We start from the raw sequence: 12,443 nt of genomic DNA on the forward strand, positions 1-12,443 counted from the left end.
TAGAGATACCATCATTGTTTTTCATACAGACTGGCACTCCAGTTCCCCTGCTTCATTCTGCGGATGTATTGGAATCCATAGTCTTTATAGTATTGATTAAGTCTCAGGTTATCTGCCATGCAATCCAGCCTGATCAAGGTTTTACCTTTTTGCCTAATGTTCTCTTCTGCTGATTTTAGAAGGAGCAGGCCTATATTTTGCCCTTTAAAATCTCTATTCACTGCAAATCGGTGTATGTATCCGGAATTGGTGTTGTCGAGCTCTTCCCAAATCAGGGGATCTGACCACGTTAAGGTATACGTCCCTACGATTTCATGATTTATTTCAGCAAGATATACGTCAGATCCATCCGTCATGAATTCATTTACTTGTTCCAAATTGAAATACTCAGGACGCCATTGAAATATCTCTTTGGAGTTCAGCCATCGGGCAGACTCCTGCCATAGGTTCAACACAATGGAAGCTTCCTCCGGTAACGCAAGTCTAGTTATGAGTTTAGTATTAATTTGCTCCATCAAGATCCCTCGCTTATTCAAAAGTTTAATACCCCCATCAACCACGCTGCAAATCGTTCTTTCTCCTCGAACTGTGGGTAATGAGCCGATTCTTCAAATACAACAAAATCTTTTTCGGATGCTCCAAGCTCATCGAAATAATCCCTTGCCGCATCCACAGACGTCATATAATCATACTTTCCCATAACAAAATAAGTCGGTATCTCCAGCTGATCTACAATGTCTGGCAAATGGTTGGCGGACCCCTCCTTCAGGAGAATTTCTTGTGTAGCCTGCACTCCCATCGAATAGCGAATCACATCCAGTGCATTATATTCGGTTCCCAAAAGAAAGCCGAGCATATAGTCCCTGTTGTCATCAATAAGCCTAGCCGCACCGCCGTATTTGCGAACCAACTTTCTTGGTGTGTATTTCTCGCCTCGCTCAATCGGACCCCGAAGACGTTCCAGACTTTCCGCATCAGCTATACTGTCGGCTTTTTTCGCTTGTGTGATCGTATATTCCAAACTATCCAACTCACTCTGCACAGTATCAGCTACTTGTCCAATACCTATATAAGCAACGAATTTTTCAGGTGCTTTGGCCGCCGATTTTGTCCCTATGTATGTACCAAATGAATGACCGACCAGCGTAACCTTTCTTTGCCCCAGTTCGGCAGTGACGTAATCCGTTAATGCCAGCAAATCATCTACAAGCACATCTGAAGTCACATCCGAATAATCCTCCATGAAATGATATGACTTTCCACTTCCACGTTGATCATAATGCACAATAGTAAAATGTTGCTCAAGCTCCTGCTGATACTTCCTTACATAAGGAATCTCGGAGCAACCAGGACCACCATGCACAAAAAGAAGGATAGGATTGTTCCGATCTGTCCCGCGAATCATAACCTCATGACCTGCACCATTGATCTCGACCTGTCCTAACGTGCTGATACTATTCTCTCCCTTGATCCCAGGGGTCCATGTGGGAAAGATCAGAGCGATTATTACGAGTAAAAGAATACTAAGCATGGCGCGTCTGAATATTTTATTCGACCTCTTAAGCATCAGCTAGCTCCTCCGGCACATATTCGTTTGTTTAATAAGCTGACTCCAAACTCCTCACTTGTTACTCCTTACTGCTCCTTGTTACTTCACTTTATAAAAATACGGTCCGCACATGGATTCATGGGTATGTACATACGTCCACGTGAACGCTTGGTCAAAAATATAAATATCCTGTTCCGAATCAAAATCTTCTGCGATGACGTTATTCGCATTCTGAAATACCTGTATGAATGGTGTATGTTGATACATGACATACAATTCGTTTTTATTTTCGGCATTGAAAGCATCTCGCGCTGCATCGTCTGTTAGGCAATCCTGTTTCTCATAACTGAACATATGCCACTTGTACTGGCTATAATAGATGCCCTCTTTTACTTCTTCACTGATGTTCTTGGCAAATGTGTCATCCCATTTGTGTATAACTGCTTCGGATTCCTCGCACAATTCAGTCACAAGGACCCCCTTGTCCTCCAAATTTTTGTTATACATATATTTGCGGTGCACAAGCTCGATTCGCGAGTACAACACATTCAGTTCATGGTCCGGTAGAGCATCCAGCAACTCATTAATTTCATCTCTAATCATCATAACCTCCGAAGTTTATTGGATTTAAGATTTAAGATTTAAGATTTAAGATTTAAGATTTAAGATTTAAGATTTAGAATACACTAGCATTCCAGTTACTCACCGTTTGCTTCTTCTCGAAGCAAATAGGCTAATTGGTACATTTCCGCAATGTCATATCTATTCTGTTCTTCAAATCTCTTAATCGCTTCACCAATCTCCACAACCTCTACAGCAATTACCTGTTCCCCATCTGCCGGATTCAATGGTTTACCGACCAGCTCAACTTCTCCATAGCCAATAATTCTCACAAAATGAGGATGTGGAATATGCGGTCTATACGGCTCAGGTGCACTCGACATGCAATGAAATTGTCCAAACACCTGATACGTGACCAACTTGGCTCCGAGCTCCTCCATCACTTCACGTTGCAGTCCATCCATATACTTCTCTCCTACCTCCAACGTTCCTCCGGGCAGCTCCCATTTTCCGTTATCGATCTGAAAAACAACCACTCGTTCCCCCACAAACGGGATAATGCTCACATTGCTTACCAGCGTTTCATCCACGATGTCATTCAATCTAAACTCCGCTTTAACAATTCCCCAGTGAATCGATGTGCTGAGCGCCGGGAACTGTTCCCGATCCAAAGTCTTCATTTTTCTATCCGATCCTCTCTATGTAAAATAAATCTTCCATTATAAGTTCTATCTCTCATTATAGATCAAAAAAGAAAAAAGAAGGCCACTTTTCCCATCGGGAATCCATGGACCTTCTATTGTTATTTCAGTTGAACTAAAGAATGTCTATACTATTCACTCTGACCACTAATGGTGTACCAGTTTCCCGTTTTCCAAAAAGAGAACCCGATCACATAGCGGCAAAATCCGCTCATCATGCGTAACCATGACTGCACTCTTACCCTGCTCCTTCACGAGCCGTGCAATCATGCTCACAATATCCAGTCCACGTTCCGCATCCAGACTGGCTGTCGGTTCGTCCGCGAGCAGGACGGCTGGATCATTCATCAAAGCTCTGGCAATGGCAACCCGCTGGCGTTCTCCGCCAGAAAGCTTCTCGGCATATGCCTTACGTCGATGCGATAAGCCTACCGTATCCAGCAACTCATCGACCCGCTTCTCTGCTTTGTTTTTGTCCGTTCCAGCGAGCTTGGCGATCACCATCAGTTGTTCTTCCACTTTCAGATACGGAATGAGGTTGGCACTTTGAAAAATAAACCCGAGCTGCTGAAGCCGTACATCGGAAATGTCCTGTTTGTTTTTGCCCATAATCGTTGCGCCATCCAGCATAACCTGTCCTTCCGTCGGTTCAAGCAGTGCACCCGCGATGGACAGAAATGTACTTTTGCCTGAGCCAGAAGGCCCCATGACCGCGACGAGCTCTCCTTCGGCCACCTTAAGATCCAATTTATCCAATATCGTCCGTTTGACCCCGCCATCTTCGAATGTCTGTGTAATTCCCTGCAATACCAGTCGGTTTCTCATGCTGCTGTCCTCCCAATCGCATCAAGCGCATCAATTTTGGTAACCTTCCACACCGAGAATAACGAACCTGCCATTGACATCACCACGAATAACACACAGGTTAGTGCCAGGGTGGACAAGCTTAATTGAAACGGCATTGAAGCTGGCAAGATCGATTCAAATAGCTGAACCAACAGCACACTGATCACCAGACTGCCGATGGACAGAAGCAATACTTGCAATGAAACACTGCCCGCCAGATATGAATTTCGAGTCCCAATAGCTTTCAAAATACCGAATTGACTCGTTTTCTGAATCGTGATGACGTAGAAGAATACCGCAAGCACAAACGCCGAGATGACAAATAAAAAGGCAATCATCATGAGCAGCGAGCCCTGTTCTTCCTTGTATCCAGGAATGGCCGATACCGCATCGGACTTCGTAATTACCTCTGTATTCGGCAAAGCGGTACTAAGGTTATCCACCTTCTCGCCTGCATCCTTAACGGCAATCGCATTGTATACCGGAGCATTAGAGTTTGCTGTTCCTTGCGAAGTACGAGAACCTTCTTGAATAGCGAGCCATTCCTGCTCGTTTAAGAACACAACCGGTGAGTGACTGAAGGACTCATTTTCCACAAATCCACCTACGGTCCACTTCGTTCCCGAGGCTTGATCAACCAGTTCCGTTCCAATCGTCACTCCAGATTCAGACAGTTTTTGATCCACTACAACCTGCCCGTCTTTCAGATTCGTAATTGTAGAGCCTTCGGTTACGGTTGGAGCCAGCCAGCCTTCCGGGTTCACCATGAATAGCGTTACATCAATCTTCTTTGTATCGCCAGCTGGACTGACTGTTGTCATTTTTACACCCAGCGGTTCAGCATTCTCTTGCCCCACAACGGAGCGTGTCTGTTCCAGCTGATCCTGATTCACCTGAGAGCGGGTAAAACGATGATTTGAATCCTGCTCCAGAACAAAATGGGTTGCTGCCATATTTTTGATGGATGCCGCGTTGTCATACGCAAGCCCCTGTGCCAGACCTGTGACAAACAAAACCAGAAATGATACAAGCACCATAATTGTAGCAATTAACGCATACCGCCCTTTGGCAAACCTCATCTCTCTAATAGCCAAGTACATATTCTCTGACCTCCTCTTGATAACCCAAGTATAGGAGGCGAAAATGAACGGCAAATGAATAACAGATTACATCTGCGGGAGCGTCACGGTAAAGACCGTTCCTTCGGTCGAACTGGAGACCTCAATCGTACCGTCATGAATGCGGATAATTTTCTGCACAATAGCAAGCCCCAGCCCAGTTCGGCCGGAAGAACGTTCTCTTGCACGGTCAACCCGGTAGAAACGATCAAACAGGAAAGGTAAATGCTCTGCCGCAATCCCATCTCCTGTATCCCGAATATGGATCACGCACTGGGCATTGGTCTCTTCTGCACGAATCTCGATACTTCTCCCCTGTGGAAGATGATTCACGGCATTACCCAGCAGATTCATCCATACTTGCATGAGCAGCACTTCATTGCCATAGAGTTGAATGGATTCGGGTACCGAGATCCTTAGCAACAGTTCTTTTTCTTCCAACTGCCATTGCAGCACCTGAACCGCTTGGCGGAATTGATCTCGCAAAGAAAATCTCACTTTGGTCAAATCCTCATGACCTTGTTCCAGAGAGGACAACAGCAGCAATTGTTTACTGAGCAACGAGAGATGGCGGCTCTCCTCTTCAATAATGGAGGCATAGTACTCGCGTTCTTGTTCAGGCAGATCCCGATCCGCGACCAGTTGGGCAAAACCCTGAATCGAGGTCAGCGGCGATTGAATCTCATGTGATACGTTGGATACAAACTGCTGACGTGCCTGATCCACCCGCTCCAATTCACGACTCATGGTCATGAAATGCTGGGCCAGCTGTCCAATCTCATCACGCCGCGTGGTGGACAATTTCAGATTATAGTTTCCTTGAGCAATGCGCTTGGTAGCCTCGGACAGACGTTCAATCGGATTCACCAGATAACGGGTACTGATTATAAAGAGCAGGATACTAATGCCCACCGTAAACGCTCCAATCAACGCAAAAAAGATACGCAGCTCACCGAATTGCAAAATGACATCCGGGCGCATAAACAACGCATAACTTGCATTGCCCATCTGTAGATGCACACCAACGGTATTGCTCAATTGATTATCGAAGAAACCGGTAATGAAAGGTTTGCTGGGAAACTCAGCGACGCCATGGTATATCTCACCACTGAGCACCTGATCTACAGCCTGCTTGTCCAGATCCTTCTGGCGGAATTCACGACCATAGAATTGGTCATTCCCTTTTCCATCCGTTACATAAATTTCGTAACCGAGCGCTGCGGCATTGTTCAGATAATGCTCTACCGTAGCTGGTTCCTGCTCTACAAACTGCTTCATTTGCGCCGCAATGCCAACTAACTTCTCGTCATTGAAAGACTTCAGCTTCGCATGATAATAAATATTGGATAAAAGAAAACCCAGCATGGCGCTGACCAGAATCACCGCGATTGTAATCATAAACACCCGAAAGTACAGTGATCTCAATGCGCTTTCACCTCAATCTTATAACCAATCCCCCGTACCGTCTGAATGACAAAATCATCCCCATAATCGGCAAAACGATCACGCAGCCGCTTGATATGTACATCCACGGTGCGGTCATCGCCTTCATAATCCGCTCCCCAGACCAACCGAATCAGTTCATCACGCGAGAATAAGCGCCCCGGAAACTGAGCAAGTTGAGAGAGTAGCTCAAACTCCTTCATTGGTAAAAAGAGAATCGATTGTCCATCGGAGACCTCCACATTATTCCGGTCAATCACGATGCGATTCATGCGAATGATATCACTGGACGTGCGATGGTAACGGCGAAATAATGCCTTAACCCGGTAGACCAGTTCCTCAGGTTCAAATGGCTTCGTCACATATTCATCTGTACCTCTCAAGTACCCATCCCGCTTGTCGGATAGCTGATCCCGTGCTGTCAACAGCATGATCGGAATGTCATAATGTTGCCGAATGAAATCACATAGCTCCAGTCCGTCCATACCTGGCATCATCACATCCAGAATCGCCAGATCGATTGGTGTTGCTTGCATGACCTTGACCGCTTCCACTCCATCCTGTGCTTCATGCACCCGGTACCCTTCCTTGGTCATGACATGCCGGAGGAGTGCTCTAATATTGGCGTCGTCGTCCGCCAGAAGCAGATTCTTCATATTGTTGTCCGCCCCTTTTCTGTTAAGTTGAAATGAATCATTTTTACACTAGCCACTACAAGGTCAGAACAATCTTTTGATCGCTGTTATCCCCAGATTTTTTTATTTCCTATTCAAAGGTTAAAATACGGGGATAAAGGCGAACGCTCCGCTTCTCCAGATTTTTTCTGACCTCTCCGTTACCGTGTAAATATTATTTTAAACTTATATTTACTTCATTTTATTATTTGTAGCGGGAACTTCCTCGACATTCATCCTGCACAGATGGTAGCACAAAAGTAACGTAAACCGCCAGCGCACATGCGATGAGCTTACAGGTCATGTTTATATTTTCTCGAATCTGGTTGACACTATTATTAGGTGTACCTATAATAAAACTATAACATATGAATAACTGCTCATATGTTCATGTATTATAACTTTATCATTTCCGAAGATCACTTTAGTCACAAAAGAAATCAATTACATAACGGAGCTACGCTCCAAAGGAGAGGATCTTGTATGTCCGGACATCATCACAACCACGACCATGGACACAATCATGGTAGTACCAATAACAAGAAAGTACTGTTGTTTTCGTTCATTATTATTACCGTTTATATGATTGTTGAAGCCGTTGGCGGATTCATGACGAACAGCTTAGCCCTCATCTCCGATGCAGGTCATATGTTGTCTGATTCCATAGCTTTGGGGATCGCCTTGCTAGCTTTCACCTTTGGCGAAAAAGCGGTGAATACAGGCAAAACGTACGGGTACAGACGCTTTGAGATTTTGGCAGCCACGTTAAATGGGGTCACCTTAATCGCCATCTCACTTTACATCTTTTACGAAGCAATTGGTCGCTTCATCAACCCACCAGAAGTCGCAACAGTCGGTATGTTGATCATCAGTATCATCGGCTTGCTCATTAATATCCTGGTGGCATGGATCATGATGCGCGGTAGCGATACGGAGAATAACCTGAATATGCGCGGTGCTTATCTCCATGTCATTAGTGACATGTTGGGATCGGTTGGGGCTATTGCGGCGGCACTGCTCATGATGTTCTTCGGCTGGGGTTGGGCCGATCCACTCGCGAGTGTCATTGTTGCTGTACTGGTTCTGCGCAGTGGATTCTTTGTCACCAAATCATCCCTGCATATCTTGATGGAGGGAACGCCAGCGAATGTGGATGTAAATGACCTTGTTCAGACCATCAAACAAGTCGATGGCGTCAAAGGCGTGCACGATGTACATGTCTGGTCCATCACCAGCAACCTGAATGCACTGACCGCACATATCGTGGTGGACGGAACGATGGATGTATCCGCATCAGAGGTGCTTGTTCAGAAGATTGAGCATCTGTTGGAGCATAAAGAAATCAAACATGTGACATTGCAAGTCGAGTCTGAGAAGCATCTTCACGACACCTCGGTATTATGCACCGTCAAAGGCGACGAACCGGATGCTCATGCGCATCATCATCATTGAGATGAGTAACAAAATATAGTTATAACAAAAACAGGGCATATTCCCATTGAAGGGGAACGCCCTGTTTTGATTTTCCTAAGTTCAGCTTTTTGGTATGAGTAGAAAATAGAATAGCCTTTACCTAACCGCAGCGGGCTCTGGACTACTTGTATCTGGAGAGTAATTTCTCTTTCTTTTGATCGAATTCATATTCCGATATGATATTTTTTTCTTTTAATTCACCTAGCTGAAGCAGTTGTTCATGTACATTCACAGGGGTCTTTTTTCTCTTGCTAGATATGACCAGGGCTAGAATTGAGAAAAGCAGACCATACAGTACACCCAGAAGTCCCAAACCTGCCGCTGCCTCCGAACTTTCTTGCGAACCATCTAAAAAAACTGCTATTAATAAAAAATTGAGTACGAACCAAATAAGGCTGAAGATCGATAATGCTTTCAATGAATATTCCTCCTAAATGTTATGTATAATTCTATTTAAATCAGGAAAGGCAGATCAGAACACTAAACATCAACCTCGGCCCAGTTTATAATGACGTATCCAACTTAACGTTTCCTCACCTAAACATCTGCATCAATTAAATGATAGTCATGATCAAATTTTGCATGAATCCGATGTCCACCAAATAAATCTCCATCTGAACATTCACAGTATATATGGTTCACTCGTAATTCAATGTCTAGCAACGTTATAACTCTTTCAAAGTCTTCTGTGGTTACGTCATATTTCCCAGCATCTACATCATCCCAATTTAAATTCTCATCATCTTCATCGTATTCAGGCCAAAAATCATTTTTATAATCAATTAAATGATGTGCTATCTGTGTCTTAGCCCTTTTTTCAAATCCATCAAACTGACAGAATAGTTTTTCTGCTCTACTCATCAATGCATCTACATTGGTGCTTTCATTCTCAAGCTTTAAACTGTAATATACTTTCCCTTCCGTATGCTCATAGGAGTTTAATTCCTCTTTGTACATAAAAGAGCCTATTATTCTACTACTAATCGTCTTTTCCATAGGTTATTACCTTTCTCTTCAATATATCTAAATCAATATTCCATCTCATATTCATACCTCACCAATATCCTATTACCTACGATCAGATTTTTTCTTTCACTTTTGAATGATAAGGTGAAAACTTTACTATTTTAACATCCCTGACATAGTCTTTTCCATTCATTCCATGCCTCCACATACTCAGGCAGATCATCCGGATGATGCTTGTTACCCAGCCCAATTCGGCAATATAGATGGACCAGAGCTTCCTCTATCAATCTGGATTTATCCATATCTACTTGCTCTAAAAGTTCGAACGTAGCAAATAATGTTTCGGTGTTGATATCATCCGGCGAAGAGCTAAAAGCATACAAGAAATCATAGAGGATAGGTCCAACCATTGGAGATGGGTCAATGACGCCGATGAGTTCATTTTGAGCAAACACAAAATTATGAACACCCGTATCGCCATGCAAAAGAAACTTCTCTTCTTGCTCATGAAACAGGCGGTCCACTATAGATTGAACCAGATTATAATCATCTGTCGTTAAAATACTTCCAAGATTGATCTTTGCTTCATGAACGCTAATCTGATTGAATTCTTTCCAGGTCCTCTGTGGGAGCTCTATTCTGCCCCATGATTCCGTATCTGAAGAATGTACATATGTATTGAAAAGCTCTTTCACCAGACGAGATAACCAGTCTCTTTTTTGTCCACGGTTGAAATGGGTCGTGCCTTCCATATAGGTATAAATAAAATATGTGTTGTCCCGATCAGTCAACAAAACTTCAGCCAATAACGGAGAATTCTTATACGTGTGCAGAAACTGCTGGGCAATATGAATCTGCTCAGGTTCATCCGATTTCAGAATGTATTGTTTATTCAGTTTCGTACTCAACCGATAAACACGTCCGGCGGTGGTACCTGACAAACTTTGAATTTCAGTGATTTCTTCGTTGATATGATGCATCTTGAATAGGTCATTGATCTCTTTTTTCGTTGGATTAATTAACATATGCTTCTCCTCATGTAACTAGGATCTTGATCCATTTGGTAAAGCATGCTCATACAGGTGTACCTCCGTTCTGTTTTCTATACTTTCTCATCAATAATATGTTTGCTATCATCCCGCTGCTTATTAGACTGCTGTTTTTTGATTTCAGTTTTCAGAAACTGTACTTCTTTAATTAGAACATCCAGCTTTCTCGACGTTTTGGATGAATCGATGGCATAACGTATTATTGCAGCAATGATAAGAACCACAATAAAACTTATAAGTGATACGATGATTAACGCCCATAAAAACTCCATTTGTTGTTCCACTCCTTGCTGTCAAAATAATAAGTTGTAAAACTCTTCCGAAAACCAAAACCATATAATCCCCAGGATAACCATAATGGTTCCTAATACTTTTAATATTATTTCTATATGTTTAGGGATATCACTATTGGGAGGGTTATCTTCAAACTCGTGATTCGGTTTAATTTCTCGATATCTCATCAGAACAAATATTTTGTATAATAGGTCAGGAAAGAAGTAAAATGCAATGCCGACGACAAATATGGGAGTAGATAAATAACCAAAGGTACTGGTGGTCCATTCCATCTCTATTTCCTTCATATTCATCCTCTTGAGCTCTATCATTCTTCCTCTACAAGGATATCAGCACAACGAACAATCAATTCATGCATATTCTCTCCACCAAATAGAACATGAAGTTCATATCCATTATCGATCCGATACAGCTCTTGATACAGCCAGTAACTGCCGACAATCTCTCCCTCTTGCTTGATGATTTCGGGTGCAACCAGCGTGAGTTTATTTATATTGGTGAAGCCTCCACGGGTATCAAAACGAATGACCACTTCAGTCCCTGTCAGCAGTTCCGTCACTCTACAATCATGATATTGAACCCGGCCAAGTATTTCATCGGGAATATCCTGCGCTAAAATGGCTTCCCTGTATTCATTCGATACACGTTTCATCTCTCTCCTATTTTCTGTACTTTGTTTCTTTAATTGCTGTAATAACTCTCTCGTGCAATAATCCAACGTAAACACACGAATATCCGCAATTTGTTCAACGATTTCCTGTGGCAAATTCTCCGCCTTGTATTGAAAATTCCACTCCATCGATTCTTTGTACTCTTCCTTGCATTTCTGCTCATCAAAAGGAGGACGTATATCATATTCTGCAATGAGTTTCTCGATATGCGCTCGTTCTTCCGAAGGCATGTGGTAAATGATCTGATCCTCTTCTGTCACTTCTTCCTCACCGAAAGCTTTGTCTACGCGAGTGAGCACTTGACCATCATGCTCCAGCATGTAACGTGGGTCCAAGTTATACAGTTCTCGCTCCTGCTTCACATGCGCTTTTTCCTTTCTTTTATATAGCCTTAAAAATAGATCCTCATCGAATTCGTAAGCTCCGTTATGTACTCTTAAACCAAAATGAAGATGTGTCTGCTGACACAGCTCATACCATTCTTTCGTTAGATATCTCATATGCATCTCTCCTGCTGGTTTTTAGAATCTACTTCAATAATCGTATTAGCGATAACAGAACTCGTAAAACCTAACACATCGACCACTTCAGATCGATCTCGTTAGAAATTGCTCTATTGTTTTCACCGCTATTCCTCCAAAATCTTCAGCCTCAACGATTCCTTATACTCAACAAACGTACTGGTCTACCCCAAGGTTTGAAACAATTTGTGTTTTATTTCTTTGTCGTTTCGCGCCGCCCATTCATGCACAGCTTCTAGGCCTGCGGACTCCTGACCTCGTTGAAAATAAAAACATAGATCCATCGGCACTAACCGTTTACCGTAGAGTTTGATGCCAATCCGTCTGTAATTCATATAAATACACTCAATCTGAGATGCATCATATCTCTGATGTTTCGTTGAAATCACATGATCGCTCTCCAGCGTAATACTGGGTTTAGTGAAAAACAAACGCCAGAGCAGAAAAACGATATAACCGAAAATAAAGGTCAATATAACGATCAGGAAGTACTTCATAATACCATTTTCATCATAAATAATATTTCTGAAAAACATAGCTTCAATGACCAACATACATAATAGGCTCAACCATGCTC

At 42.9% G+C, this 12,443-nt stretch carries 16 protein-coding genes; 1 reads left to right on the top strand and 15 read right to left on the bottom strand.

The window, feature by feature from the left end:
* Positions 1-11: 11 nt before the first annotated feature.
* The 8 genes from MHB84_RS04950 to MHB84_RS04985 all read right to left on the bottom strand — a co-directional run bounded on the left by MHB84_RS04950 (position 12) and on the right by MHB84_RS04985 (position 6,874).
* On the bottom strand, positions 12-455 hold the full coding sequence (locus tag MHB84_RS04950; protein WP_231952635.1) for a GNAT family N-acetyltransferase: 444 nt from the start codon (positions 453-455) through the stop codon (positions 12-14).
* 77 nt (positions 456-532) lie between these two features.
* Positions 533-1,567, bottom strand: a complete 1,035-nt coding sequence (locus tag MHB84_RS04955; RefSeq protein WP_076290063.1) for an alpha/beta fold hydrolase — start codon at positions 1,565-1,567, stop codon at positions 533-535.
* Positions 1,568-1,648: 81 nt separating this feature from the next.
* The gene (locus MHB84_RS04960; RefSeq protein WP_083678963.1) at positions 1,649-2,152 is read right to left on the bottom strand and encodes a DUF4275 family protein; all 504 of its coding nucleotides are present in this window, start codon (positions 2,150-2,152) and stop codon (positions 1,649-1,651) included.
* Positions 2,153-2,247: 95 nt separating this feature from the next.
* Positions 2,248-2,790 (bottom strand): NUDIX hydrolase, encoded by a 543-nt coding sequence (locus tag MHB84_RS04965; RefSeq protein WP_076290064.1) that lies wholly within the window; start codon positions 2,788-2,790, stop codon positions 2,248-2,250.
* A 168-nt stretch (positions 2,791-2,958) separates the two neighbouring features.
* A complete protein-coding gene (locus MHB84_RS04970; protein ID WP_076290065.1) occupies positions 2,959-3,636 on the bottom strand; it encodes an ABC transporter ATP-binding protein in 678 nt (225 codons plus the stop codon).
* Positions 3,633-4,757, bottom strand: coding sequence for an ABC transporter permease (locus MHB84_RS04975; RefSeq protein WP_076290066.1), 1,125 nt, complete (start codon positions 4,755-4,757; stop codon positions 3,633-3,635). Before MHB84_RS04975 ends, MHB84_RS04970 begins: the two co-directional genes overlap by 4 nt.
* A gap of 66 nt (positions 4,758-4,823) precedes the next feature.
* The gene (locus tag MHB84_RS04980; protein ID WP_341143006.1) at positions 4,824-6,173 is read right to left on the bottom strand and encodes a sensor histidine kinase; all 1,350 of its coding nucleotides are present in this window, start codon (positions 6,171-6,173) and stop codon (positions 4,824-4,826) included.
* A 23-nt stretch (positions 6,174-6,196) separates the two neighbouring features.
* A complete protein-coding gene (locus MHB84_RS04985) occupies positions 6,197-6,874 on the bottom strand; it encodes a response regulator transcription factor (RefSeq protein ID WP_063564057.1) in 678 nt (225 codons plus the stop codon).
* Between the two features lie 501 nt (positions 6,875-7,375).
* Here MHB84_RS04985 and MHB84_RS04990 point away from each other — a divergent pair.
* Positions 7,376-8,344, top strand: coding sequence for a cation diffusion facilitator family transporter (locus MHB84_RS04990; RefSeq protein ID WP_076290068.1), 969 nt, complete (start codon positions 7,376-7,378; stop codon positions 8,342-8,344).
* A gap of 142 nt (positions 8,345-8,486) precedes the next feature.
* Here the strand turns inward: MHB84_RS04990 and MHB84_RS04995 are convergent, their stop codons facing one another.
* The 7 genes from MHB84_RS04995 to MHB84_RS05025 form a co-directional block, all read right to left on the bottom strand.
* The gene (locus MHB84_RS04995; RefSeq protein ID WP_072734170.1) at positions 8,487-8,783 is read right to left on the bottom strand and encodes an SHOCT domain-containing protein; all 297 of its coding nucleotides are present in this window, start codon (positions 8,781-8,783) and stop codon (positions 8,487-8,489) included.
* 119 nt (positions 8,784-8,902) lie between these two features.
* Complete coding sequence (locus MHB84_RS05000; RefSeq protein WP_076290069.1) at positions 8,903-9,361, bottom strand: DUF2262 domain-containing protein; 459 nt, start codon at positions 9,359-9,361, stop codon at positions 8,903-8,905.
* A 131-nt stretch (positions 9,362-9,492) separates the two neighbouring features.
* Positions 9,493-10,356, bottom strand: a complete 864-nt coding sequence (locus MHB84_RS05005) for a phosphotransferase (protein WP_076290070.1) — start codon at positions 10,354-10,356, stop codon at positions 9,493-9,495.
* Positions 10,357-10,433: 77 nt separating this feature from the next.
* Entirely contained in the window at positions 10,434-10,652 is a 219-nt protein-coding gene (locus MHB84_RS05010) for a hypothetical protein (protein WP_076290071.1), read from the bottom strand.
* A 21-nt stretch (positions 10,653-10,673) separates the two neighbouring features.
* Positions 10,674-10,967 (bottom strand): hypothetical protein, encoded by a 294-nt coding sequence (locus MHB84_RS05015; RefSeq protein WP_341143007.1) that lies wholly within the window; start codon positions 10,965-10,967, stop codon positions 10,674-10,676.
* Between the two features lie 14 nt (positions 10,968-10,981).
* Positions 10,982-11,845 (bottom strand): DUF4085 family protein, encoded by an 864-nt coding sequence (locus tag MHB84_RS05020; protein WP_076290073.1) that lies wholly within the window; start codon positions 11,843-11,845, stop codon positions 10,982-10,984.
* 185 nt (positions 11,846-12,030) lie between these two features.
* Positions 12,031-12,420: a hypothetical protein gene (locus MHB84_RS05025; protein WP_143764750.1), complete on the bottom strand. Its 390-nt coding sequence runs from the start codon at positions 12,418-12,420 to the stop codon at positions 12,031-12,033.
* Between the last annotated feature and the right edge of the window lie 23 nt (positions 12,421-12,443).

This window comes from Paenibacillus sp. FSL F4-0087, from assembly GCF_038020215.1.
Lineage (GTDB): Bacteria > Bacillota > Bacilli > Paenibacillales > Paenibacillaceae > Paenibacillus > Paenibacillus taichungensis.

Excerpts from the sequence above, each read along its gene's own strand:
- MHB84_RS04975 (WP_076290066.1), bottom strand. The coding sequence starts at position 4,757 with ATGTACTTGGCTATTAGAGAGATGAGGTTTGCCAAAGGGCGGTATGCG.
- MHB84_RS04960 (WP_083678963.1), bottom strand. The coding sequence starts at position 2,152 with ATGATTAGAGATGAAATTAATGAGTTGCTGGATGCTCTACCGGACCAT.
- MHB84_RS04980 (WP_341143006.1), bottom strand. The coding sequence starts at position 6,173 with ATGATTACAATCGCGGTGATTCTGGTCAGCGCCATGCTGGGTTTTCTT.
- MHB84_RS04985 (WP_063564057.1), bottom strand. The coding sequence starts at position 6,874 with ATGAAGAATCTGCTTCTGGCGGACGACGACGCCAATATTAGAGCACTC.
- MHB84_RS04965 (WP_076290064.1), bottom strand. The coding sequence starts at position 2,790 with ATGAAGACTTTGGATCGGGAACAGTTCCCGGCGCTCAGCACATCGATT.
- MHB84_RS05005 (WP_076290070.1), bottom strand. The coding sequence starts at position 10,356 with ATGTTAATTAATCCAACGAAAAAAGAGATCAATGACCTATTCAAGATG.
- MHB84_RS04955 (WP_076290063.1), bottom strand. The coding sequence starts at position 1,567 with ATGCTTAAGAGGTCGAATAAAATATTCAGACGCGCCATGCTTAGTATT.
- MHB84_RS05025 (WP_143764750.1), bottom strand. The coding sequence starts at position 12,420 with ATGTTGGTCATTGAAGCTATGTTTTTCAGAAATATTATTTATGATGAA.
- MHB84_RS04990 (WP_076290068.1), top strand. The coding sequence starts at position 7,376 with ATGTCCGGACATCATCACAACCACGACCATGGACACAATCATGGTAGT.
- MHB84_RS05020 (WP_076290073.1), bottom strand. The coding sequence starts at position 11,845 with ATGAGATATCTAACGAAAGAATGGTATGAGCTGTGTCAGCAGACACAT.
- MHB84_RS05015 (WP_341143007.1), bottom strand. The coding sequence starts at position 10,967 with ATGAATATGAAGGAAATAGAGATGGAATGGACCACCAGTACCTTTGGT.
- MHB84_RS04970 (WP_076290065.1), bottom strand. The coding sequence starts at position 3,636 with ATGAGAAACCGACTGGTATTGCAGGGAATTACACAGACATTCGAAGAT.
- MHB84_RS05010 (WP_076290071.1), bottom strand. The coding sequence starts at position 10,652 with ATGGAGTTTTTATGGGCGTTAATCATCGTATCACTTATAAGTTTTATT.
- MHB84_RS05000 (WP_076290069.1), bottom strand. The coding sequence starts at position 9,361 with ATGGAAAAGACGATTAGTAGTAGAATAATAGGCTCTTTTATGTACAAA.